The sequence below is a fragment of the Acidobacteriota bacterium genome (genome assembly GCA_016196035.1).
Taxonomy (GTDB): domain Bacteria; phylum Acidobacteriota; class Blastocatellia; order RBC074; family RBC074; genus JACPYM01.
The window spans coordinates 75,137-99,437 of record JACPYM010000053.1; the positions used below are offsets into that span (position 1 = coordinate 75,137).

21 protein-coding genes are annotated in these 24,301 nt (G+C 56.5%); 19 read left to right on the forward strand and 2 right to left on the reverse strand.

Features of this window, described 5'->3' with window-relative positions; all coding sequences use genetic code 11:
• Window positions 1-42: 42 nt before the first annotated feature.
• The 7 genes from HY011_15940 to HY011_15970 all read left to right on the forward strand — a co-directional run bounded on the left by HY011_15940 (window position 43) and on the right by HY011_15970 (window position 5,777).
• Entirely contained in the window at window positions 43-567 is a 525-nt protein-coding gene (locus HY011_15940; GenBank protein ID MBI3424424.1) for a hypothetical protein, read from the forward strand.
• Window positions 568-698: 131 nt separating this feature from the next.
• Window positions 699-1,604 carry a helix-turn-helix transcriptional regulator gene (locus HY011_15945; GenBank protein MBI3424425.1) on the forward strand — a complete coding sequence of 302 codons (906 nt, stop codon included), beginning with the start codon at window positions 699-701 and terminating at the stop codon, window positions 1,602-1,604.
• A gap of 182 nt (window positions 1,605-1,786) precedes the next feature.
• A complete protein-coding gene (locus HY011_15950; GenBank protein MBI3424426.1) occupies window positions 1,787-2,770 on the forward strand; it encodes an aldo/keto reductase in 984 nt (327 codons plus the stop codon).
• Between the two features lie 94 nt (window positions 2,771-2,864).
• Window positions 2,865-3,473: an MFS transporter gene (locus HY011_15955; GenBank protein MBI3424427.1), complete on the forward strand. Its 609-nt coding sequence runs from the start codon at window positions 2,865-2,867 to the stop codon at window positions 3,471-3,473.
• Window positions 3,470-3,871, forward strand: a complete 402-nt coding sequence (locus HY011_15960; GenBank protein ID MBI3424428.1) for an antibiotic biosynthesis monooxygenase — start codon at window positions 3,470-3,472, stop codon at window positions 3,869-3,871. The genes HY011_15955 and HY011_15960 overlap by 4 nt, the downstream gene beginning before the upstream one ends.
• Before the next feature lie 14 nt (window positions 3,872-3,885).
• On the forward strand, window positions 3,886-4,305 hold the full coding sequence (locus tag HY011_15965) for a DUF2255 family protein (protein ID MBI3424429.1): 420 nt from the start codon (window positions 3,886-3,888) through the stop codon (window positions 4,303-4,305).
• A gap of 122 nt (window positions 4,306-4,427) precedes the next feature.
• Window positions 4,428-5,777, forward strand: coding sequence for a carbohydrate porin (locus HY011_15970; GenBank protein MBI3424430.1), 1,350 nt, complete (start codon window positions 4,428-4,430; stop codon window positions 5,775-5,777).
• A gap of 52 nt (window positions 5,778-5,829) precedes the next feature.
• Here HY011_15970 and HY011_15975 read toward each other — a convergent pair whose 3' ends face one another.
• Window positions 5,830-6,765: an AraC family transcriptional regulator gene (locus HY011_15975; protein ID MBI3424431.1), complete on the reverse strand. Its 936-nt coding sequence runs from the start codon at window positions 6,763-6,765 to the stop codon at window positions 5,830-5,832.
• A gap of 150 nt (window positions 6,766-6,915) precedes the next feature.
• Between HY011_15975 and HY011_15980 the strand changes: the two genes are divergently transcribed.
• The 10 genes from HY011_15980 (at window position 6,916) to HY011_16025 (ending at window position 20,026) form a co-directional block, all read left to right on the forward strand.
• Entirely contained in the window at window positions 6,916-7,911 is a 996-nt protein-coding gene (locus tag HY011_15980; GenBank protein MBI3424432.1) for an aldo/keto reductase, read from the forward strand.
• A gap of 29 nt (window positions 7,912-7,940) precedes the next feature.
• Window positions 7,941-8,819 carry a carboxymuconolactone decarboxylase family protein gene (locus tag HY011_15985; protein ID MBI3424433.1) on the forward strand — a complete coding sequence of 293 codons (879 nt, stop codon included), beginning with the start codon at window positions 7,941-7,943 and terminating at the stop codon, window positions 8,817-8,819.
• Between the two features lie 13 nt (window positions 8,820-8,832).
• Window positions 8,833-10,521 carry a carboxylesterase family protein gene (locus tag HY011_15990; protein MBI3424434.1) on the forward strand — a complete coding sequence of 563 codons (1,689 nt, stop codon included), beginning with the start codon at window positions 8,833-8,835 and terminating at the stop codon, window positions 10,519-10,521.
• 136 nt (window positions 10,522-10,657) lie between these two features.
• On the forward strand, window positions 10,658-11,596 hold the full coding sequence (locus HY011_15995; protein MBI3424435.1) for an aldo/keto reductase: 939 nt from the start codon (window positions 10,658-10,660) through the stop codon (window positions 11,594-11,596).
• A 30-nt stretch (window positions 11,597-11,626) separates the two neighbouring features.
• Window positions 11,627-12,550 carry an aldo/keto reductase gene (locus HY011_16000; protein MBI3424436.1) on the forward strand — a complete coding sequence of 308 codons (924 nt, stop codon included), beginning with the start codon at window positions 11,627-11,629 and terminating at the stop codon, window positions 12,548-12,550.
• 93 nt (window positions 12,551-12,643) lie between these two features.
• A complete protein-coding gene (locus HY011_16005; GenBank protein MBI3424437.1) occupies window positions 12,644-13,759 on the forward strand; it encodes an alpha/beta fold hydrolase in 1,116 nt (371 codons plus the stop codon).
• Window positions 13,756-15,981, forward strand: a complete 2,226-nt coding sequence (locus tag HY011_16010) for a xanthine dehydrogenase family protein molybdopterin-binding subunit (GenBank protein MBI3424438.1) — start codon at window positions 13,756-13,758, stop codon at window positions 15,979-15,981. The genes HY011_16005 and HY011_16010 overlap by 4 nt, the downstream gene beginning before the upstream one ends.
• Window positions 15,982-16,004: 23 nt before the next feature.
• Entirely contained in the window at window positions 16,005-16,535 is a 531-nt protein-coding gene (locus HY011_16015; protein ID MBI3424439.1) for a (2Fe-2S)-binding protein, read from the forward strand.
• Window positions 16,536-16,546: 11 nt separating this feature from the next.
• Window positions 16,547-17,788, forward strand: coding sequence for a PQQ-like beta-propeller repeat protein (locus HY011_16020; GenBank protein MBI3424440.1), 1,242 nt, complete (start codon window positions 16,547-16,549; stop codon window positions 17,786-17,788).
• Window positions 17,789-17,797: 9 nt separating this feature from the next.
• Window positions 17,798-20,026, forward strand: coding sequence for a xanthine dehydrogenase family protein molybdopterin-binding subunit (locus tag HY011_16025; GenBank protein MBI3424441.1), 2,229 nt, complete (start codon window positions 17,798-17,800; stop codon window positions 20,024-20,026).
• A gap of 52 nt (window positions 20,027-20,078) precedes the next feature.
• Here HY011_16025 and HY011_16030 read toward each other — a convergent pair whose 3' ends face one another.
• Window positions 20,079-21,119: an amidohydrolase gene (locus HY011_16030; GenBank protein ID MBI3424442.1), complete on the reverse strand. Its 1,041-nt coding sequence runs from the start codon at window positions 21,117-21,119 to the stop codon at window positions 20,079-20,081.
• Between the two features lie 332 nt (window positions 21,120-21,451).
• On the opposite strand from HY011_16030, the gene HY011_16035 reads away from it, so the two are divergent.
• Together HY011_16035 and HY011_16040 are read left to right on the forward strand one after the other, a co-directional pair.
• Window positions 21,452-23,182, forward strand: a complete 1,731-nt coding sequence (locus HY011_16035) for a hypothetical protein (protein MBI3424443.1) — start codon at window positions 21,452-21,454, stop codon at window positions 23,180-23,182.
• Between the two features lie 109 nt (window positions 23,183-23,291).
• Entirely contained in the window at window positions 23,292-24,080 is a 789-nt protein-coding gene (locus tag HY011_16040; protein MBI3424444.1) for a class I SAM-dependent methyltransferase, read from the forward strand.
• Window positions 24,081-24,301: the final 221 nt, after the last annotated feature.

Below are 24,301 nucleotides of genomic sequence, written 5' to 3' on the forward strand. Positions count from 1 at the left end.
GACTGACCGCTGAGCGGGCCGTAAGGGAGGTTGATAGACGACATGACAGCACTTCATGGATGGGAGAACTTCTACGTAATCGTCGGCTCGTCGGCTGGCGCACTGATCGGATTGCAGTTCGTGGTGATGACCCTGATCGCCAACATGCCGATTACTCGCAATGACGCCCAAGCCGGCGACAGCTTTACGACACCGACCGTCGTTCATTTTGGAGTCGTGCTGTTGCTATCAGCGGTTGGAAGTGCCCCGTGGAACGGGATCGCCGCCGTTGCCGCTCTTTGGGGCTTAATCGGCCTGGGGGGTGTCGTTTATATCGTCCTCGTGGCGCGGCGCCTGCGATTGCAAACTACCTACCAAGCCGTGTTCGAGGACTGGTTGTTTCATCTGCTGCTTCCGTTGATTTCATACGCCACGCTTGCCGTAGCAGCGGGCGTGGCCTGCTCCCATCCGCGCCCAGCCCTATTCCTCGTGGGCGCGGCGGCGCTGCTCCTGCTCTTCATTGGCATTCACAATGCCTGGGACATCGTCACGTACCACGTTTTTGTGAAGCGGCATGAACAAAGGTAAGCTAAGCGGCATCGCTGCGAAGCCACTGAAATCAAAGCGAAACGCATCTTTCTTATTGGCGCGGGCACGCCATCGAACCGCTGGCCGCAGTGCGGTTTGGTAAACATGTCATCGCGCTTCTACATCCCGAAATGACGATTCCTGAAACAACATCCGCCGAAGGTTTTGAAGGCTATGTGGGTGGAAAATGTTTGTTCGCCAGTCGCGGCGAAGCATGGCGGGACATCAAAGCCTGGATCATCGAGCTGCCGCCTGTAGGCGATACGTTGTCCCTTCCCTCCGTCAGCGAAGCGTTCCTTGCCTGGACAATCTCAGGCGAGATCGAGTTTCAGGAGCGGGAAAATGAACAGCCCTGGATCACTCATCGGATTCAGAAAGGTGCTTTCTTCCTCACTTCGGGAGGCGCTCCCTACGACGTCCGCTGGAAGACATTGACCTCGGAGCCGTTTGTAGCCATGTCGGTCTTCATCGAGCTGCCGCTCCTGCAGCGCGCGTTGGAAGAGGTCTTCGGAGCCGACGCGGCGCAGGCCCGATTGCGGGATGTTTCGGCGTTCACCGATGCTGTTTTAGATTCGTTGATGGAACGGTTGCGCGACGAGCTGACGCGCCAACAGGCGAGTCCTTTGTTCGTGCAGGGCCTCGCCCAGGCAATCGCCATCCATCTTGCTCGAAACTATGCCCTCACAGCCGAAGCCTCGAATAGCGGTAGTCCGTCTCTTCCCGGCTATAAGCTTCGACAAATTACGGACTGGATGGCCGAACACGTCGCCGAAGACTTCAACCTTGCCCAGTTGGCGGCTCAAGCGGGGTTGAGTAAGTTTCACTTTCAGCGCCTGTTCAAACGCGCCCTGAGCGTCTCACCTTCGCGCTACCACATCAATTTGCGGATGAATGTCGCGCGACGACTGCTGCGCGAAACGAAAAAGAGCGTGGTGGAAGTTGCCCTGGAAGTGGGGTACGCCAACCCCAGCCATTTCGCACAGCTCTTCCGCCGCGAGACCGGCTTGTCCCCCAGCGACTACCGCCGGCAGCGTTGAGCGCGGCTTCGCCGCGGACACCAAACGAATCCCCCTTCCATTTCACGCGCCTCGATTTCCTGCACTCCAGCCAGCAGTTTCGAGCAATATCACGATAGGTCGCGCAAGAACGGATGCGACGAATACACAAACGCGGAATAAAATCGCGCCCAACTTTAACGCAAAGACAGGAGTTCAAAAAAATGCAAAAGCGCAAACTTGGAAAGAGCAACTTGGAAGTGTCGGCCATCGGGCTTGGCTGTATGGGAATGAGTTTTGGCTACGGCCCCGCTCACGATAAACAGGAGATGATTTCAGTCCTGCGCGCCGCCGTCGAACGCGGTATCACATTCTTTGACACGGCTGAAGTCTACGGCCCGTATACCAACGAAGAACTTGTTGGCGAGGCTCTTGCGCCTTTCCGCGACCAAGTGGTGATCGCTACGAAATTCGGGTTCGATTTCTCGACTGAACCGCGCGGCATCAACAGTCGCCCGGAACATATCAAGCAAGCGGTGGAAGGCTCACTCAAACGGCTTCAGGTCGAGACGATTGATTTGCTTTATCAACATCGCGTAGACCCGAACGTTCCCATCGAAGACGTAGCGGGTACGGTGAAAGAGTTGATTCAAGCAGGCAAGGTCAAGCACTTCGGTCTCTCAGAAGCGGGCGCGCAGACCATTCGCCGCGCGCATGCGGTGCAGCCCGTGACGGCGTTGCAAAGCGAATACTCACTGTGGTTCCGCAATCACGAGAAAGAGATCTTGCCGACAGTGGAAGAACTCGGCATCGGCTTTGTGCCTTACAGCCCGCTCGGCAAAGGTTTTTTGACGGGCAAGCTGGACGAGAACACGCAATTTGACAGCACGGATTTTCGCAACATCCTGCCGCGCTTTACGCCCGAAGCGCGCAAGGCCAATCAAGCACTGGTTGAGCTGTTGGCAGAAATTGCCAACCAGAAAAATGCCACGCCCGCGCAAATTGCACTGGCTTGGGTACTAGCACAAAAGCCTTGGATAGTTCCCATTCCCGGCACAACAAAGCTGCACCGTTTGGAAGAAAACCTTGGCGCCGCAGCCATCGAATTGACACCTGCCGACCTCGGGGAAATTGAAAGCGCTGCCGCAAAGATCACGGTGGAAGGAAATCGTTATCCACCACAAATAGAAGCCATGACCGGTCTCTAAACGCTTGTTAGAAAGAACAGAAGCCAGGATTATGCGACATCACATCGAAGAGGACATTGTCGCCAATACTCTCGCCAGCGGCAGACTGAGCGAGATGGCCGCTAATTTCTTGCCAGCAGCGACAACACCTTCTGTGCTCATGTCGTTGCTGCCGATCATCGCGCTGGTGTTTGTCGCATATCTGGTCATTGGTCTGGCAATGCCATCGCTCCCGCTGCATGTGCATGAAGGCTTAGGTCTCAGCACTTTTGTAGTCGGATTGGTTGCGGGCAGTTCATTCGCGGCGGCGGTATTCTCGCGTCCGTGGGCAGGACATTATGCTGACAACCGAGGGAGCAAGCGCGCAGTTGTCATCGGATTGCTGGTCGCGGTCGTGTCAGGGTTGTTCTATCTGCTATCTCTTCTGTTCATCTCCAGCCCCGAAACATCGGTGACAATTCTGATACTGGGCAGGTTGCTGCTCGGCATAGCAGAGCGCTTCATCATCACGGGAGCCTTGAGTTGGGGGATGACGCTTGGCGGAACGCAGAATACGGGCAAGGTTATCTCGTGGATCGGAACGGCGCTTTACGCTGCTTTCGCTGTCGGCGCTCCGGCGGGCAAAGTCGGACTGGACGCGGTGTTTTTGGTCAGCATGTTGGTGGTGCTGTGTTCCGTAGCAGTCGCAATGCGGCCCCTACTTCTTGCCAGGAGGTCGGGATGAACGCGAAACAGTTGCTAACTCTTGGCGCAGCGGCTTTGACACTTGGTTTGTTATGGGGATGCAGCCGCGCTCCGGCTAAACAGATGCAAGGCCAACTCGTGCGGCTGGCAGAACTCGAAATTGATCCGGCACAGTTGGAAATGTATCAAGCTGCGCTGAAGGAGGAAATTGAGACTTCGATTCGCCTTGAGCCGGGCGTGCTGACCTTGTATGCCGTCGCGGAAAAAGACAACCCGGCGCGCCTCCGAATTTTTGAAATCTATGCGGATGAGCAGGCTTACAAAGCGCATCTGGAAACGCCGCATTTCAAAAAATACAAAGTTGGTACACAAGCGCTGGTGAAGTCCCTCAAGCTTGTCGAGACGACGCCCATTTTGCTCGGCGCTAAGTCAAAATGAGAAAGCGCGCAAATATGACGAAACAAGAACAACCTCCCACAACTGCCTGGTCGAAAGACGAACTGCAAAAGATCGCTGTAGCCGATGATCTGCACATCTCTCCGTTTCGTGAGGACGGAGTAACTTACGGCACACCAACGTGGATTTGGTCTGTCGCAGTTGATGCTGCGCTCTATGTGCGTGCTTACTATGGGCAAGCCTCTCGTTGGTATCAGGCCGCAGTGCGACAAAGAGCCGGACGGATCATTGCTGCGGGTAGAACAAAAGACGTGACATTCGAGCCGGTGGACGGTGCGATCAATGACCGCATTGACGCAGCGTACAGGATGAAATACCAAAGCAGCCCCTATCTCAAGCCGATGATCGGTTCCCGCGCCCGCTCCGCCACAGTCAAAATCATGCCGCACAAGGCCAACACGAAGGGTCAAAGTTGAAACGTCTTATGCTAATTAGCATCGTTCCGCCATACGACATTACCTTTATTAAAAATTGGCTGACTAGGCAGAGCGTGCTTTCTCTCGTCGCGAAACAAGGGACTCATACCTAAGCTGGAAATATGAAATATCGCGTCTGGAAGATGCTCTTGATTGTGACGTTGCTGTGGTGTGGCAGCGCGCTTGGCAACGGACAAAGCAAACCTGATACGCCGACTTCTACGCCAACGCCAACGCCGCCACCTCAGGCAACGCCATCACCTTATTCGATTGAAGGCTTAAATTTGGTTGGGGCGGCTGCCAGCATGCCATTGGTGTCTGACACTGTCCTCGGTGTTGACTCAGATTTCCGTCGCGCGCTTTTCAGCAAAGGATTGTTGTTTCGGGTCAATGCGCTCCCACGGATAACCGCGAATGTGTTGGACGGCCCAGTCCCTGCCAACCAGCAGGTGTATATCGGCCAGCGACCGACTTGGATTTCGGGACTGAACCCTATCCTCACGGCTGACCTGCGCCAGTTGGGTTTGCGCAATGCGCAACTGAACATCGGCGCGGCGTGGCGCTGGACCAATTGGAATCCGGCGGGGCCAAAGACAATCTCTTTAACGTCTCTTTATCTTTACAAGAGGTGGCGCGAGCATCGCGTCGAGATGAAGGCGGGATACCTCACCAACGATACGGAATTTGTGGGAATACAGGTGGGTGGCTCAACGGCAACCGCCGCGCAAGGCGTCTACGCGGTGTTGCCTTTCCAGGTGGGCATGTCCTTTTTCCCGCTTGTATCTCCTTCACTCAATGTGCGCATCCAAGGGCCGAAAGGCACATACCTCAAGGTTGCGGCACAGCGTAGCCTTGATGCAGCTGGCGGGCAGGCCACGCAAGCCCGCAATCAAACGGGCTTCCGCTTCAGGCCAAAAGGGGACAAGCTGCTTCACATCAATGAAGTTGGCTATCAGCATACTTCCGGCACAACGGCAAAGTATGTTTGGTTGCGTGCTGGTTACATGCACAACAGCACCGAATTCACCAACAAGCTCACAGGTCAAAAAGAAGCGGGCAATTATTGTGTTTACGCGCTGGCCGACTACCAGCTTCGCGCGCCGGATGAACAGGCTCCCGGTCACGGACTTTATCTTGGCGGTTCGGTGATGACTGCGCCCGCCAAGTTCAATTCGTATTCACGTTATTACGAAGCGCGGCTCTATCAGAAAGCCCCTTTTCGCTCGCGCCCGGACGATGTACTTTCCCTCGTTGCCGCTTACAGAGGCCACAGCCAATACGTCACGGATAAACTGGTCGCACAAGGCAAGACGGTTTGGCATAACTCGCCTTCCGTTACGGGCAGCTATGCAATGCATGTTGCTCGCGGAACTTATCTGAGCCTTGGGGCGGGCTATGTGCGTGGCGCGGCGATTACTCCGCGTGTGGCAGATGCGCTGACCTTGAGCGCCAATTTGGGAATGTATTTTTAGTTCGGAGCTGCGCCAAACACAGCGATGACGAAGATGGATGAAATACGCTTTTTTACAGTTCAAGGCTGCTGCGCAGCTTGGTGATGTCGCGTTGCGGCGGTGCGCCGAACAGCTTTTTGTATTCACGGCTAAAATACGCGGGATCTTCATAGCCTACGCGAAAGCCAGCATTTGCGGCATCCAGATCTTCGCCGAGCATCAGGCGGCGCGCTTCCTGTAAGCGGATTTGTTTCTGAAACTGCAAAGGACTCATCGCCGTGACCGACTTGAAGTGATGATGAAAGCCGGAAACGCTCATGCCGAGTTCGTTGGCAAGGTCGTCCATTTTGAGGGATTGAGCAAAGTTTTCGCGCAGCAAGCCGATGGCCTTGGAGATGCGCTGCGTGTCTTTCCCTGCCGTCAGCAGATGGCTGAGCCGTGCGCTTTGCCCGCCCGCCAAAAGCCGGAAAACGATCTCGCGGATAATGAGCGGCGCGAGTACTTTGCTGTCAACCTGATGTGGCGGTGTGTCGAGCAATCGCACCAATCTGACTACGGCGTCGAGCAAATTGGCGTCCATCGGACTGACATCCATCGCCTTCAAGCTGGTGTTGCCTTTTTTGGGTTCAAGGCCGGATTCCATCATGACCGAAGCGACGAGCGTAGCATCAAGGTTCAACCGAAAACCCAAATAAGGGCGTTCTTTTGACGCTTCTTCGACTTGGAACGTGAGCGGCAAATCAACCGTGTAAATCAGGTAATGCCCCGAATCGTAGCGGAAGACTTCTTCGCCCAAAAGCGCCTGTTTGCGGCCTTGGGCGACGACACAAAAAGACGGCTGAAACAGCGAATGAATCGGCTCCGTCGGGCTGGATGAACGAGCCAGTCGAAAGCTGGCGGAAACATCCAGCGTTCCGTCCTGGGGCAGCGCTCGCGCGATGCGCTCAACCAGTTCTTCACGATTGCTTTGCGCTCTTTGGGCTTCACGTTTCGCTTCTTTTGGATTCATAGCCTCATCTTAGCCGCTTTGGTCTTGCAGCGCATGCTTCCAGCCAAGTTTTTGCAGGATCGTACAATCATTCGCCAGTATCGTCTTACCGCTTGCACGCAGGAACCTTTAGAATGAAAACTCAAACCATCAGATAGAAAAAGGAAAATTATGCAAAAACGTAAACTTGGAAAAAGCGGGCTGGAAGTGTCGGCCATCGGGCTGGGCTGTATGGGGCTGAGTTTTGGCTACGGCCCCGCCACCGACAAGCAGGAGGCCATCGCACTACTTCGCGCAGCCGCTGAGCAAGGCATCACGTTCTTTGACACGGCGGAAGCCTACGGCCCGTTCGCCAATGAAGAACTGCTCGGCGAAGCGCTCGCGCCAATTCGTGAGCAAGTGGTGATTGCCACCAAATTCGGCTTCGCGGGCGGCAAGCCGCTGGACGGTGTGGATAGCCGACCGGAAAATATCAGGAACGTAGCGGAGGCCGCCTTAAAGCGGTTGCGGACTGACTGCATTGACCTGTTCTACCAGCACCGCGTTGACCCGAACGTGCCGATTGAGGAAGTCGCGGGAGCGGTGAAAGACCTGATTCAAGCAGGCAAAGTAAAACACTTCGGCCTTTCGGAAGCAGGCGCGCAAACGATCCGCAGCGCCCACGCTGTGCAACCCGTCACTGCGCTGCAAAGCGAATACTCACTGTGGTGGCGCGAACCGGAAGCGGAAATTCTGCCGACGCTCGCGGAACTCGGCATTGGATTTGTTCCCTTCAGTCCGCTGGGCAAAGGTTTTCTGACAGGCAAGATTGACGAAAACACGACATTCGACAGCACGGATTTCCGCAACATCGTGCCGCGCTTTACCGCTGAAAATCGGAAAGCGAATCAGGCCGTGGTGGATTTAATTGCCAAGGTCGCAGCGCAAAAGAATGCGACATCCGCGCAAATCGCGCTGGCCTGGGTGCTTGCCCAGCAGCCCATACAGAACGTGGGGATCGTGCCGATTCCGGGCACCACGAAGCTGCACCGCCTGACAGAAAACAACGGAGCCGCTGCGGTAGAGCTGACGCCGGATGACCTGCGCGAAATTGATGACGCCACCGCGCAAATCACCGTGCAAGGCGCGCGATACCCTGAAGCCCTGCAAAAATTGGTCGGTCGCTGAGCCAGGCCAAGCAAACTGAAAGGACGAAAATGAAACTGTTCGCCGCAACCGTCATGTTGTTTTCGCTACTCGCTTCAGCATCTTCTCAAGCAAGCGGCCAAACCAATCAAGCTGGAGCCGCTGCAAGAACTGGCGCATCAACTCAGGACGCGAAGACCATCAGCATCACACGCAACAGTGCGCCGCCACCGCAGATGCGTGAGGCTGAAAACTTCCTGGGTTCTGTCGGCGTTGAAATGATTCAGGAAGCGACTTCCCCTTCACGCCTCGCTGGCGGGCGCGTCACTTTTGCGCCGGGCGCGCGGACAAACTGGCACTCGCATCCGCTGGGACAGATGCTCATTGTGACCACAGGCGCGGGCTGGGTGCAGCAGGAAGGCGGCGAGAAGCAAGAGATCAAGGTTGGCGATGTCGTCTGGACTCCGCCGGGCGTGAAGCACTGGCACGGCGCGACCGCTACCGACCGCCTGACGCACATCGCTCTGACGGAACAGCAGCCCGATGGCAAGCGAGTCGAATGGATGGAAAAAGTCAGCGACGCGCAATACAACGCACCAGCGCAAGCACAAGCCGTTCCCGCGCCAGTGCGTCTTTCTGCTACGAACAACCGACCGTCGGCCAGAGCGATGGGTGATTTTGCTCCCAAGCTGGCTGAGATTACCGATGACGTTCTTTATGCCGATGTCTGGGAACGTCCGCAACTCTCACGGCGTGATCGCAGTCTGGTGACGGTGGCGGCGCTGATTGCGATGAACCGTCCTGACCAGCTTCGCTCACACCTTACGCGCGCGCGCACGAATGGCGTGACGCTGGAAGAAATCGTCGAGACGATTACCCACATGGCCTTTTACGCAGGCTGGCCTAACGCGGTAACCGCCATTGCCGTGGCCAGGGAAGTCTTCAAATAAACGGGAGGATTCTATGAATACGAGCCAGCGAAAATTATTCATCGTGCTCTGGCTGCTCGCAGCCACCCTGATTAGTTCGGCAAGCGCACAAGAAACACGCAAGCCAGAGCAGGCATCCGCAGTCGTGAAAGTTGACAGCGGTCAGTTGCAGGGAGTCGAGGCCGATGGCGTGACCTCCTTCAAGGGCATTCCCTTTGCCGCGCCACCGGTCGGCGAGTTGCGGTGGCGTCCACCACAACCGACGCCGAAGTGGACGGGAGTGCGACAGGCCGCGGAATTCGGACGGAACTGTATGCAGGGACGAGGCGGGCCGCCTCCGGGCGCGGGCGCGCGCCCTGGTGCGCCTACAGCGACAGCACCGACCGGCGCGCCTGCGGCCCAAGGGCCGTCCGAGGATTGCCTGTATTTGAACGTCTGGCATCCGGCTGGTTCGGCCGCGCGCAATCTGCCTGTGATGGTCTGGATCTACGGCGGCGGTTTCACGGGCGGTTCGAGCTCCTCGCCCAACACGTCCGGCGTTCAATTCGCCAAGCAGGGTGTCGTCCTTGTCGCCATGAACTATCGAGTTGGACGCTTCGGTTTCTTCGCGTTTCCTGCGTTGAGCAGCGAACGTCCTAATGAGAATAAGGGCAACTACGCGTACATGGATCAGCTTGCCGCCTTGCAGTGGGTGAAGCGGAACATCGCCGCATTCGGAGGGAATCCGAACAACGTCACCATCTTCGGGTTCTCGGCGGGTGGTGTCTCCGTCCACAGCATGCTGGCCTCGCCACAGGCGCGCGGCTTGTTCCACAAGGCGATCGCCGAGTCGGGCGGCTCCAGAGACAGCGTACTCACCGCCCGGCCGCTGCGTGCGGATGGGGTTGATCCGAACTATCCGGTGTCGGCTGAGACCATCGGAATCCAGTTCGCGAAATCAATGGGGATCGAGGGGACGGACCAGGCCGCTCTGGCCAAGTTGCGCGGCCTCAGCGCCGATGAGGTTCTACGTGGCGCTCCCGCCCAGCAGGGGACCAATGCGCCTTCCTACGAGACGACGCCGATTCTTGATGGCAAGTTGATCACTGAAACAGCGGAGACCGCCTACAAGGCTCGCCGCCAGCCGCGCGTCCCGCTGATGCTTGGCAGCAACAGCGCCGATACCGCAGGCAACCGAATCAAGGCTCGCACCAAGGACGAGTTCTTCGCCCGGTACGGCCAGTGGAGCGCCGAGGCGAAGGCGGCCTACGATCCCGACGGAACAACTGAGGTTGCCACGATGGTGTCGCGGGCCAACGACGACTTCGGTCAGGCCGAGCCGGCGCGCTTCGCCGCAAACGCGTTCGCTGCCAACGGTTCGCCTATCTACCTGTACCGGTTCTCGTATGTTCAGACGGCGATGCGGGAACAGGCGCGAGCAGGAGCTCCGCACGGCGGCGAGATCGCCTATGTTTTCGGCACGCTGGGCGGAGGCCGCGGCGGCGCGCCAACACCGGAGGATCTGGCGGTCTCGCGGATGGCCCAAAGCTATTGGGTCAACTTCGCCAAGACGGGCAATCCAAACGGACCGGGACTCCCGATTTGGCCGCGCCACGTCGCGCGCAAAGACCAAATCTTTGATTTCCGCCCCGATGGTTCCGCGGGTGCAGGTCCGGACATCCGCAAAGCACGGCTCGACATAACGGAGAAAGCCACTGAGTCAGGTAAGCGAGCCGATCCATAGGCTCACAGCGAGCCACGGCCAGTGCCGATAACCGGTCGGCAAAGCTGGTCCCAAAAAAGCGCGACTGGACGTGATCGAGCAGGCCATCAAAATTATGATGCCACGCTAGGCTAGTCAGGATTTAACGGAGGGATTTATGAAAAGACGTTCGTTCGTAGGCGGTGCGCTAGCTGGCGCGCCGATCACAGGAGCATTTCTGAAACAGCAAAAAGTTAAAGCGGGTGACATCCCCACCACGACGTTCGGCAAGACCGGCGTCAAAGTCAGCGTCATTGCACAGGGCGGCGCGCGGATGGATTTGCATCCCGATATTCCGACCGCAGCGGCGCACGTCCGCAAGATGTATGAAATCGGCGTGACGTACTTTGATTGCGCGCGGGCCTACTGGAACGGGCGTTCCGAAGAAGCCTATGGCATTGGATTGCAGGGCGTGCGGAAGAACGTTTTTCTCACGACCAAAACGATGGGGCGCAGCGCCAAAGAAGTAGAGCAGGATTTGGATACTTCGCTGCGTTTGCTGAAGACCGATTACGTTGACCTTTGGCAGGTGCATAACGTGATGAACCAGGCTGACATTGACAAGATTCTCGCTCCCGGCGGCGCGCTGGAGGCCGTAGTGCGCGCAAAACAAGCGGGCAAATGTCGCTTCATTGGATTCACCGGACATTTCGATCCCGCCATCCACGCGGCGTCACTGAAAGCGACTGACAAGTGGGAAACCGTGATGATGCCGATTCACGCGGCAGATCACGCTTATCTGAGCTTTGAAAAAACGACGATGCCCGTCGCGCTCGAACGCGGCGTAGGCGTGCAAGCGATTAAGGTTTTCGGCAAGGCGTTTTTGCTGCGTTCGCTGAGTCCGACCGAATGTTTGCGCTATGCACTGAGCCAGCCCGGCGTTCACGTCGCCATTTGCGGCGCGGGCACGCAGGGTCAGATGGAAGACAACATTCGCACCGTCCAAAATTTCAAAAAGATGACGCCGGAAGAAATTGCGGATGTGCAGAAACGTTCGCTGCTCGGACAAGGCGTTTATGCTGGAGCCAAAATGGAATACTGGAAAAAGAGCGCCTGAGATTGGACTGAAGGCAAGAAGGACTATCGCATGAACAAGCAACCAACTGATTTGACTCTAAACAACGGAACTACGATGCCAGCTATTGGGCTGGGAGTAATGCAAGGTACTCAAAAGGAATCCGAAGAGGCTGTGTTATCGGCGATTGAAACAGGGTATCGGCTTATTGATACAGCATCGGCATATATGAATGAAAAAAGCGTCGGCGAAGGAATTCGTCGAAGCGGCATCAACCGCTCAGATCTCTTCGTTACTACGAAGCTCTGGGTTACTGACTACGGTACAGAAGAAGCGAAGCGCGGCTTTGAAGCAAGTCTTCGCCGCCTTGGGACAGACTACGTTGATCTTTATCTGCTTCATCAACCGATGCCCACCGAGTTCGATAAAACGGTAGCCGCTTACAAGGCTGCTGAAACTTTTCTCAAAAAAGGCCGTGCTAAGGCCATTGGCGTCTGCAACTTTGCGCCTGCGCATCTGGAACGCTTGATAAATGAAACGAGTGTCGTACCCGCCGTCAATCAGATCGAAGTGCATCCGTTCTTCATTCAAAGAGAGTTGAGGGCTGTCAACACCAAGCTAGGCATCAAGACGCAAGCCTGGTCGCCGCTCGCAGGGATTCACGTTTACATGCCGAACTCTAAAGACACTCTTAATCCGCATAAACATCCGACGCTTGTAGCGCTTGGTGAAAAGTATGAGAAGACTCCAGCGCAAATCATGTTGCGCTGGCACGTTCAGATCGGGAATTGCGCGATTCCGAAGTCTGTGAATGCGGATCGTATCAAAGAGAACTTCGCAGTGTTTGATTTTGCGCTAACGCCGGAAGATATATTGAGTATCGAAAACTTAGATACCGGCGTACGCGGCGGTCCAGACCCAGAAATCATCACCACGACGACATTCGGATTCACGATCGATAACAGCCCGCAGGCGGACAACGCAAATCGCGAGTAAAAGATGGTGAGCGATCATAGCGAGTTCAGTTGTTAGACCGCACGCGCTTTGCGGTCATGGGGTTTAACGAGAACCAGAAACGAGAACGAGAAATTGATGCAACACAGGCTGCAAACATTATTCACGATATTCCTGCTCATCTCCGTTGCCGCGAGCGCGCAGACCGTAGGAAAGGCCAATCTGCCGCCGCTACAAATCAAAGAGCAAGGCAGTTTCGCTGTCGGCGGAACGGTCATCACCAATCCAGGTAAGTTTGACCCCGCTCGCCCGACGCCCGACGGACAAACTTTGCACGGCGATCATGCTTATGTGACTTATCAGCTTCCGACGAAGGCACGTCAGCTTCCGCTGGTGATGTGGCACGGCATCGGGCAGTTCTCGAAGACGTGGGAAACGACGCCGGACGGACGTGAAGGTTATCAAAACATTTTTCTGCGCCGTGGCTTCGGAGTCTATCTAATTGACCAGCCGCGCCGTGGCAACGCAGGTCGCAGCACTCAGGCAGCGACCATTCAGCCTACGCCTGACGAGCAAGGATGGTTTGGCACGTTCCGCCTCGGCATCTGGCCCGATTTTTTCCCCGGCGTGCAATTTTCGCGCGACCCAGAGGCGCTGAATCAATACTTCCGCCAAATGACGCCAAGCATAGGCCCGATTGATGGCGAGGTGAATGCGAACGCCGTCGCGGCGCTCTTCGACAAGATCGGGCAAGGCATTCTCGTCACCCATTCTCACAGCGGTGGCTTTGGCTGGCGCACGGCAATTAAGAACCAAAACGTCCGCGCCATTGTTTCTTATGAACCGGGCAGCGGGTTCGTCTTCCCCGAAGCCGAAGTCCCCGCTCCGATTCAGAGTTCCGGTGGGCCGCTGGCGGCGGTGGGAATCCCGCTGGCGGAATTCATGCTGCTCACCAAGATTCCCATCGTCATCTATTACGGCGATTTCATCCCCAAAGAACCAATAGCAAATGCGGGGCAGGATGGATGGCGCGCTCGTTTGGAAATGGCGCGCAAATGGCGGGACGCGGTGAACAAGCGTGGCGGCGATGTCATGGTTGTTCATTTGCCCGAAGCCGGCATTAAGGGCAACACGCACTTTCCCTTCTCGGATTTGAACAATCTACAAGTCGCTGACTTGATGTCCGCGTGGCTTAACAAAAAGGGGCTGGACAAATACCCGACGCGTTCGGGCAGGAGTAAAGGCTTATGACCATGACCAAAATCAATCGTCGCGCTTTTCTGCAAGTGACGGCGTTGGCAGGTGGCGGCATCATGCTGGGACTGTATCCAAAGGCTAGCACTGCATTAGCACAAGGGCCGCCGCGCATGGCTCCCTTGGTTCCGTCGGATTTCATCCGTATTGCGCCCAACGGCAGCGTTACGCTCACCGCGAAAAATACGGAAATCGGGCAAAACGTTCTCAATACATTGCCGATGCTGATTGCCGAAGAACTGGATGTGGACTGGAAAGATGTCAAAATCGTCCGCGCCGATGCAGATAACAAATATGGCCCGCAATTCACGGGCGGCAGTTCGGCAACGCCCATGAACTGGGAGCCGATGCGGCAGGTGGGCGCAGCGGGTCGGCAAATGCTGATCGCTGCTGCTGCAAACACCTGGGGCGTAGCGGCTACGGAATGTTCGACGGCATCCGGTCGCGTGCATCACAAGGCGTCCAATCGCTCGCTCGGATACGGCGAACTGGCAACCAAAGCAGCCACAATGCCCGTGCCCGATTTGCGCTCCGTCAAACTCAAAGACCCGCAGAATTACAAAATCATCGGCACTTCCACCGTGAGCACGGAAATCAAAGACATCGTCACGGGCAAACCGATTTTCGGCATTGATGTGACAGTGCCGGGGATGCTTTACGCCGTCATGCAACGAACTCCGGTGCTGGGCGGCAAAGCCATCAGCGCGAACCTCGACGCCATCAAAGCGATGAAAGGTGTCAAGCATGCTTTCATTGTCGAAGGCCGACCGCTACGCAGTGATTATCCCAATTACCTGTTTGAAGACCCCGGCTTTGAATCCGGCGTCGCCATCGTGGCCGACAGTTGGTGGGCGGCGCAGTCCGCGCGCGAAAAGCTCGAAGTGAAATGGGATTCTGGCAAATGGGGCACGCAGAACACCTTAGACATTGCCAAGAAAGCCGATGAACTTTCCAAGCAAACTCCGATGCGTACGCTGCGGCAGGATGGCGAGGTTGAGACTGTCTTCAAACGCGCTGACATCAAAGCCGTCGAAGCTAATTACACGATTCCTTTCATCGCGCACGGTACGCTCGAGCCGCAAAATTGCACGGCGCATTTCAAAGACGGCAAGTTGGAAATTTGGTCTACGAGTCAGATTCCGCAACCCGGACGCACGGCGGTGGCGCAGTTGCTCAAGCTGCCTGAAAGCGACGTGACGGTTCACATGGTGCGCGGCGGCGGCGGATTCGGACGCCGTGCGTATAACGACATCATGCTCGATGCCGCTTGGATTTCTAAACAGATCAACGCGCCGGTCAAGTTGCTCTGGTCACGCGAAGACGACATCCAACACGATTATTATCGCTGCGGCGGCTTCCAGTTTATGAAAGCTGCGGTTGACAGCGCAGGCAAGCTGGTTGCGTGGCACGATCACTTTGTTGCTTACGGTGAAGGGAATAACTTCGCGCACGATGGCGGCTTTCAGCCGGGCGAATTTCCCGCGCGTTTCGTGCCGAATTTTCGCGTGCAATCTTCGGTGATGGGGCTGGGCTTAAAAACCGGAGCCTTGCGCGCGCCTTATTCCAACAGCACGGCGTGGGTGATTCAGTCGTTCATTGACGAACTCGCGCACGCTGCGGGCAAAGACCCCGTGCAATTCCGTTTGGATTTATTGACCGGAACGCCGCTGCCGCTGGGACAGCGTGAACGAGGCTTGGACGCTTCACGTATGATCGGCGTCATCAACCTCGTCGCGGAAAAATCCGGCTGGGGCAAACGCAAGCTACCCAAAGGCACTGCGCTCGGCGTAGCCTTCCATTTCAGCCATAGCGGATACTTTGCCGAAGTCGCCGAAGTTACGGTCAACGCCAACAAGAAAATCAAAGTGAATAAAGTTTGGGTCGCGGCTGATGTTGGCAGCCACATCATCAATCCCAGTTCCGCCGAAACGCAGGTACAAGGCGCGGTCATAGATGGCCTGAGCGAAATGATCCAGGAAATCACCTTGAAAAACGGGGCTGTAGAGCAGTCGAACTATCATCAGCATCCGTGGTTGAAAATGTCGCAAGCCCCGCCGCAAATCGAAGTCCATTTCCTGAAAACCAACAATGCGCCGACAGGCTTGGGCGAACCGGCGCTGCCGCCAATTCTGCCCGCCGTCTGCAATGCGATTTTCACGGCGACGGGCGAACGCATTCGCACGATGCCGATGACGAAACAGGGCTTTAGTTTCGCCTAAACGCTTTTTGAAGGAGAAAACGTATGATTAAGCTGAAAGTAAACGGAAAGAACCAGCAATTTGACGGCGACCCGGAAATGCCGCTGCTCTGGGTGTTGCGCGACGAACTCGATCTCAAGGGAGCGAAGTTCGGTTGCGGCATGGGCTTGTGCGGCGCGTGTACCGTGCATGTGAATGGGCAGCCGACGCGCGCGTGCTTTACGCCCGTCTCGGCAGTGGCGAACAAATCGGTGACGACGATTGAAGGCCTTTCGGCTGAAGGTACGCATCCGGTGCAAGTTGCCTGGCAAGACCTCGACGTACCGCAATGCGGTTATTGCCAAGCCGGGCAAATCATGTCGGCGTGCGCCTTGCTGGTGAAAAAGGCCCACCCTACTGACGCCGAGATTGACACGGCGATGAATGGCAACCTGTGTCGTTGCGGCACCTATCTGCGCATCCGCGAAGCCATCCACAAAGCTGCTGAACTCACGGCGGCAAACAACGCTAAACCCGCTAACCGAACGCCGCGTGCTGGCGCGCGTTTGGCGCCAACCAAAAACGGCAAAAAGTAAGGAGAGACATCATGAGATTTTTAGTTTCGTTAGCATTACTTTGTGCGTTCGCTGCATTGCCGTTCGCGGCTGGAACGATTGCACCCGAAGCCGAGTGGTCGCAATGGCGCGGCCCGCTACGTGATGGGAAATCGAGCGAAACGGGCCTGCTCAAACAATGGCCTGAAAAAGGCCCGGCTGTGAGTTGGTCAATCGCCAATCTCGGCGAAGGCTACGGCTCGCTGGCGATTCGCGCAGACCGCATCTATGTGCAGGGTACGAGCGAAGCCAAGAGTACGGTGTTTTGTTTGAACCGCGCCGATGGCAAACCGATTTGGTCGGTCTCGTTCGGGCCGCGGTTGGATCAAGACAAAGGCAATGGGCCGCGTGGCACGCCGACGCTGGATGGCGACCGAATGTATGTGTTGACTGAGAACGGCGAGCTGGCTTGTTTACGCGAAAAGGACGGTTCGCGCGTCTGGGGCAAAAACATTCTGAAAGAGTTTGGCGGCAGCAATCCCAAATGGCTCATCAGCGAATCACCGCTGATTGACGGCAACAAGTTAATCGTATCGCCCGGCGGCAACGGCGCAGGCATCGTGGCGCTCGACAAAATGACCGGCACGGAGATTTGGCGCACAAAGGAATTGAGCGCCGAGACGGGTTATGCCTCCTGCATCATTGCAGAGGTGGGCGGCGTGCGCAGCTACATCAACTTCACTTCAAAGGCGGCGGTCGGCGTGCGCGCCAGCGATGGCAAGCTGATGTGGAGCTACGCCAATGTCGCGAACAACGTTGCCAATTGCTCGACGCCGGTCTTTGCCGACAACAAAGTGTTCTTCTCATCGGCTTATGGAACGGGCGGCGCGTTGCTTAACCTCAAGGCGGAAAACGGCGAGGTCAAAGCCACGGAAGCCTACTTCACGAAAGAAATGATGAACCATCACGGCGGCATGGTGCTGGTCAACGGCTATCTCTACGGCTTCTCCAATGCAATCCTGACCTGCATCGAATTCAGCACGGGCAAGGTGATGTGGAAAGATCGCAGTGTTGGCAAAGGCTCAATCACTTACGCGGACGGGATGTTGTATCTGCTCGGCGAAAAACAGATGGCTGGCCTGGCCGAAGCCAATCCCAAGGCCTACGTCGAAAAAGGGCGCTTTCCGATCAATGACCGAGGCTGGGATAGCTGGGCGCACCCGGTAGTTGTGGGCGGCAAGCTTTATCTCCGCAATCAGAATGAACTGACTTGCTATGACGTGAAGGGGAAGTAAGGAGAACTTATGACCATGGCAAAAATCAATCGCCGCTCTTTTCTCGAAGTGACTGCGCTGGCGGGCGGAGGCTTTCTACTCGGCCTGTATCCAAAGGCGGCGGCGCTCGGACAGGCTAAACTTACGGCGGAAAATGCGCTGCTTCCGGCGGATTTCATCAGCATTGCGGCGAACGGCGTGGTCACGATTACGGCGAGAAATCCTGAGACCGGGCAACACTCGCTGAATATGTTGCCGATGTTGATTGCCGATGAACTGGATGTGGACTGGAAGGCTGTCAAACTGGTACGCCCTGATGCGGATAACAAATACGGCATTCAGTTCACAGGCGGCAGCACCGCTACGCCGAACAACTGGGAGCCGATGCGGCAGGTCGGCGGCGCGGCGCGGCAAATGCTGCTCGCTGCGGCAGCGCAAACGTGGGGCGTGGCCGCATCCGAATGCTCGACCGCATCCGGTCGCGTGATTCACAAGGCATCCAATCGTTCCTTGGGTTATGGCGAGCTTGCCGCCAAAGCCGCCACGCTGCCTGTGCCGGATTTCAAATCGCTCAAGCTCAAAGACCCGAAGGATTACAAAATCATCGGTACGACGACACATGACGTAGAGAACAAAGACATCGTGACCGGCAAACCGATTTTTGGCATTGATGTGACAGTGCCGGGGATGCTGTATGCCGTGTTTCAAAAGACACCTGTCTTCGGCGGCAAAGCGGTCAGCGCGAATCTCGACGCCATCAAAGCAATGAAAGGCGTCAAGCATGCTTTCATCGTCGAAGGCAAACCGAACACAAGCAATTTCCCCAATTACCTGAATGACGATACAGGGCTGGAAGCTGGTGTTGCCATCGTCGCGGACAGTTGGTGGGCGGCAAATTCGGCGCGTGAAAAACTGGAAGTGAAATGGGACGAAGGCAAATGGGGAACGCTCAATAGCGTGGACATTGCCAAAAAAGCCGACGAGCTTTCCAACCAAAATCAAACACAATCTGGGGCGCGCACGCTGCGCCAAGACGGTGATGTCGAAGCGGTTTTCAAAAGCAGCAATGTCAAAGTGGTCGAGAGCGCCTACGTCTTTCCCTTCATCGCACACGCTCCGTTAGAGCCGCAAAACTGCACAGCGCATTTCAAGGACGGCAAGCTCGAAATCTGGTCAACCAGCCAGACGCCACAAATCGGAAAAACCATTGTTTCGCGCTTGCTCGGTCTGCCCGAAAAAGACATCACGATCCACATGATTCGTGGCGGCGGCGGATTCGGACGCCGGTTGTACAACGATTACATGTGCGAAGCCGCCTGGATTTCTAAAACTGTTGGTGCGCCGGTCAAAGTGTTGTGGACGCGCGAAGACGATATGCAACACGATTACTATCGTTCCGGCGGGTTCCAATACCTGAAAGCTGCCGTAGACAACACAGGCAAACTTGTCGCCTGGCACAATCATTTCGTCGGTTATGGCGAAGGCGAAACCTTCACGCATTCCGGTCAGGTAGACGGCAACGAATTCCCTTCCCGCTTTGTGCCGAACTTCCTGATGCAGGCGACCGTGATGCCGCTCGGCCTCAAGACCGGCGCGTTGCGCGCGCCGCGCTCCAACGTCTATTCCTGGGTGTACCAATCGTTCCTTGACGAACTGGCGCAGGCTGCTGGCAAAGACCCGGTACAGTTTCGCTTGGGGTTATTGAGCAACGCACCGCCCGCCGGAACGCAAGGTGTGATGAAGGCCCAACGCATGATTGATGTCGTGAAGCTCGTCGCTGAAAAATCCGGCTGGGGCAACCGCAATCTGCCCAAAGGCACGGCCATGGGCATCGGCTTCCATTACAGCCACCGCGGCTATTTCGCCGAAGTCGCCGAAGTCACCGTGTCGGCGAACAAGAAAATTAAAGTGAACAAGGTGTGGGTTGCCGGAGACATCGGCAGCCACGTCATCAATCCCGGCGCATCTGAAAACCTGACGCAAGGCGCAATCGTGGACGGCATGAGCGAGATGTTGCAGGAAATTTCGTTGAAAGACGGGCGCGTCGTGCAATCGAACTATCACGAGCACCCGCTAGTGAAGATGTCGCAGACGCCACCCACCGAAGTCCATTTCCTGAAAACCAACAATTCGCCGACGGGCTTGGGCGAACCCGCCTTGCCGCCGATTCTGCCCGCGATTGCGAACGCGGTGTTCTCAGCAACAGGCGAGCGCATTCGCACGCTGCCGATGACGAAGCAGGGCTTTAGCTTTGCGTAAACGCTTTTTCAAGACCACGACTCACAGATTAAATATAAGGCACCCAGCCTTGTTAATTCGCGGATTTCGTTTCGAGTCGCAGAAACCGCGCGGCATTGTTGTACAGGATGTCGCGTTTTTGCTGCGGGGTCAGGTAATCGGCGTTCTGAATAATGCTAATCGAATAAGCCATGAGCTTCGGCCAAATCATTTGATCCGTTCCGAACATCACGCGGTCTCCGAATCCGGCGTCTACCAGTCGCTCAATGTAACGATTCACTTCCTTGATAGGGTAGCTCCAGATCAGCCCGGCGACGTCAACGTAAACGTGCGAATTGGCCTGTAACAACGTGAGCATGTTGTCAATCAGCGGATAGCCCGCGTGCATCACCTGAACCCGCAGCTTGGGATGGCGCGCGAGCAATTCTTCCAGCAGCAACGGGTCGCCCTTCGAACCGCGAAAGTTCGGCGAGGTGATGTTCGCGCGACCGGAACCGCCGGTGCCCATATGAATGGCGACCGGAACATCAAGCTCTTCGGCCAGCGCAAAGTATTTATCCACGCTCATATCGCTGGGCGACACCCCTTGATACTGCAAGCCGATTTCGCCCATGACCTTGAATCCGCTTGTGGTAAAGAGCTTGCGCAACTCTTCGAGCGTAGCGCGTTTGTCGGCGGTCGCTTGATTGTCAATGCCCGTACCGGTGATGACGCGACTGGGCGCGGCTTCTTTCCATTTCTGTACGCTCTTGGGATCGCCCATCACCACTGCCGTGACGTTCAGACGTTCCATTTCTGCCAGTACATCTTTCATGTATTCGCCCGGCGCGGACGGATAGAGCGCGGGTGTACATGCCGTTTTCACCCAGCCGGAGCGCTCTTCTTTCTCCTTTGGATCAGACGCAAGGAACTGCGGCGTGTTCGGACACATGGGCTGTGCGCCGGGAAAGTTGCCATCCATCGCATGGACGTGGACATCAATGACGGGCGGCGCTTTTTCGGCATTCTGGGCGTGGGAAATGGCGGCACAAGAGAAGACGAGCACAGCACAAAGTAAAAAGGAGACATTGCCTGACGCAGGTGCGAAAGCGGCAGTGTAACGGGGTTGTTGCATGGGATTGTTCCTTTGCGTTTTTAGTTGAATTCGGATTACTTATGCATGGCTTTGGAAGAGAAGCGAATTTGAATTCGCGAGATCAACCCTCTCTGACACTCTTATACTAGCAAAGTCTTGCTCGGATTGCATGTTTTCGGCCCCCAAAAAACACCCTCAAAAACTTGCCTGACTTTTCCCAATGTAGATGATGTCGCGGCTCTAACTTCAGAGCCGAAGAAGTCGCACTCTCCACACCGAGAGAGTTCTCAACGTAAAGACGATTCGATGGGCCGCAACGCCTTCGGGCAAGCGTTCCATCCGGTTTATCTCAACACAAAGGAGAAACTCGCATGAACAGTCTTGGGAACGCCTTGCAATCACAAACCGCACATCCTGACAATGCGAATCGGTCAGGCGACCTGCCCGTGCGCCGTGATGCGCCAGACGGGCGCAATCTGCTTGCTCGCATTCTGGACACGCCACACCTGGCGCAGGTTGTCCCGCAATTGCAGCCTGAAGTGCTGCACCGGGTCATTCAGCATTGTGGACTTGAAGATTGCGGCGAACTCGTGGCGCTGACCACACCCGAACAGTTGGCGCGTGTCTTTGATCACGACTTGTGGCGCGCCAACCAGCCTGGGCAGGACGAGCAGTTTGATGCCGAACGTTTCGGCGTGTGGATCGAGGTCCTGTTGGAAAACGGCGCTGAGGTGACGGCACAGAAGCTGGCGGCGATGGACGCAGAACTTGTGATCTCCGGGCTTGCACAGCACGCGCTCGTCTACGACCGTGCGGCGGTTACGCCCTATGAGACGCTGGAGGGAGAACTGATCACTTTCTACGCGGATGCGATTAGCGCTTTTGATAATGGACTCTCCTTCGAAGCCGGTGGCTATTTGCTCTTGGCCAAGCGCGCTGATTCCTGGGAGGCAATTGTCGAGGTGCTGATGGCGCTCGGCGAAACGCATCCTGGCTATTTCAATCAAGTGCTGCACGGCTGCATCAGGCTCTCAAACACTGGCTTCGAGGACGATGGGCTGGATGACTTGCTCGCCGCTGGGGAGCAGGTGATGTTCGATCTGGCGGGCGGTCGTGAAGGTCGCCGGGAGAAGCAGGGATATGTGACGCCCGGGCAGGCACGCGCGTTTCTTCAGATGGCACGGGAGCTTCGTCTTGATGCCGCCGCCAAGCCAACGGCCAACCCGCTCGCGCGTGCCTATTTCCGAGCCATCAACGAGACGCCAACGACTGATACCAACAGCGCCTCAAGCCCAGCGGGACTTTTGGCGAAGAGATCGGAGCCTGCGCCGGAGCAATCCGCCGAGTCGGTCGCCGCAATCTACGAGTTACTTCTTGATGCGGGAGTCATTCCACAGCCACTGCGCGCCTTGCTCGCCGGAGCAGTAGAGCACTTGCCACGTCTCAATGAGATCAAAGCACGGCTGGAATTTGCGCTCAACCAAAACTATTCCGCCTATTTGGCCAGACAAGAAGAACTCGCTTATCTGGCGAATGTGTTGATGGCCGGATGTTCCATTCAGGCACGGCCTTTTACGGCGCAAGAGGCGTCGGACGCTGCCCTCGCGACCTGCAACCTTGGCTTGGAAAACTGGCCCCCTCACTGGCTCCCGGCAAACTCGACAGCGCTGCCCACCTCCTTCCTCGTCGCTCATGACCTGATTAGCGTGTTTCAGGTCGGATGGAAGATTCTTCATGACAACGTCGGCATGTACGCGGCGAACCAACTGATCGAAGTCCTGAAACGCATGCGGTGCGACGATCGCGAGATTCAAAGGGACTTGGATGTGCTTCGCATCAAGCTGGCGAAACATTGGCAGGCCGGTGCGCCCTGGCACGCCCGGGACGCGCTGGAGGTGCTCGCGATTCTGGATACGTCGGCGTGGGCCGCACTGCTTACGCTGATTGACGAATGCCCGACGCTGCACGCAGTTGTCGGCGCGTCACGAGACTCGCGCACGCTCTCTGTCAACGCTTCTGATTTCGAGTTCATTTCGGAGAACAGCCAGATCGCATCCGTCCGCGAATTCATGCGATCGTTGCCGGAAACACTGTGCCTCTGACCGGTATGTGCCTACATTGATCATCAACATCGGATGTTGATGATCAATGTAGGCACCGCTCATCGAGAGGCATCACTTTGCGCAAACCGTTTAACCGGAGGAAACAATAATGGCGACTGACCAAATCTGCTTCGATAACGGGGCGGCCTACGAACGATATATGGGGAAGTGGAGCCAGCTTGCAGGCGAGGTTTTCCTCGACTGGCTTGCCCCTAAAGAAGATTTGCGCTGGCTCGACGTTGGCTGCGGCAATGGCGCCTTTACCGAAATGCTGGTCGAGCGGTGCGCGCCAGCCTCAGTCCAAGGCATAGACCCGTCTGAGGAACAGCTTGCCTATGCGCGCACACGACCTGCGTCGCGCATCGCCCAGTTTCGTCGGGGCGATGCCATGGCACAGCCTTTCCCCGCTGACACGTTTGACGTGGCCGTCATGCCGCTGGTGATTTTCTTCGTTCCCGACCCGGCCCAGGGCGTGGCCGAAATGGCGCGCGTGGTTGGCCCGGGCGGTCTCGTCACAGCTTATGCGTGGGACATGCCGGGCGGGGGGGTTCCTTATGAGGCGCTGCAATCTGAGATGCGCGAAATGGGCCTGGCCGTGCTAGCACCGCCAAACCCTGACGCGTCAAAAATAGATGCATTGCAGGACTTGTGGACTGGCGCAGGGCTGGCGGTCGTCGAGACGCGGCAAATCACCGTGCAACGAACCTTCGCCGATTTTGACGACTATTGGACGACCATCCTCGGCGGGCCGAGCGTTAGTCCAACCCTCGCGGCGCTGACCGCCGAAGACCTTGCTCTGCTCAAAGGGCGGATGCGGACGCGCCTGTCGGCAGATGTCGCAGGCCGCATCACCTATAGCGCCTGGGCTAACGCGGTAAAGGGGCGCGTTCCGAACTAATTTTGTTCGACTCCGCAGCGTCCGGCTTTCGGGCGATTTCCTTGCGGTATATGATCTCATCGTTTTTGAGCAGACTAGCTTTTCCATTCTCCGCAGGCCGCCGATGACAAAGCAGGGCTTTGATCTTTGCGAAAAGACATCCCCCATTGGCGCCGGGGCGATCTGCAAATAATTTGATCAGGTGAGACCGACAATGAATAGACACATACGGCACGTGAGGC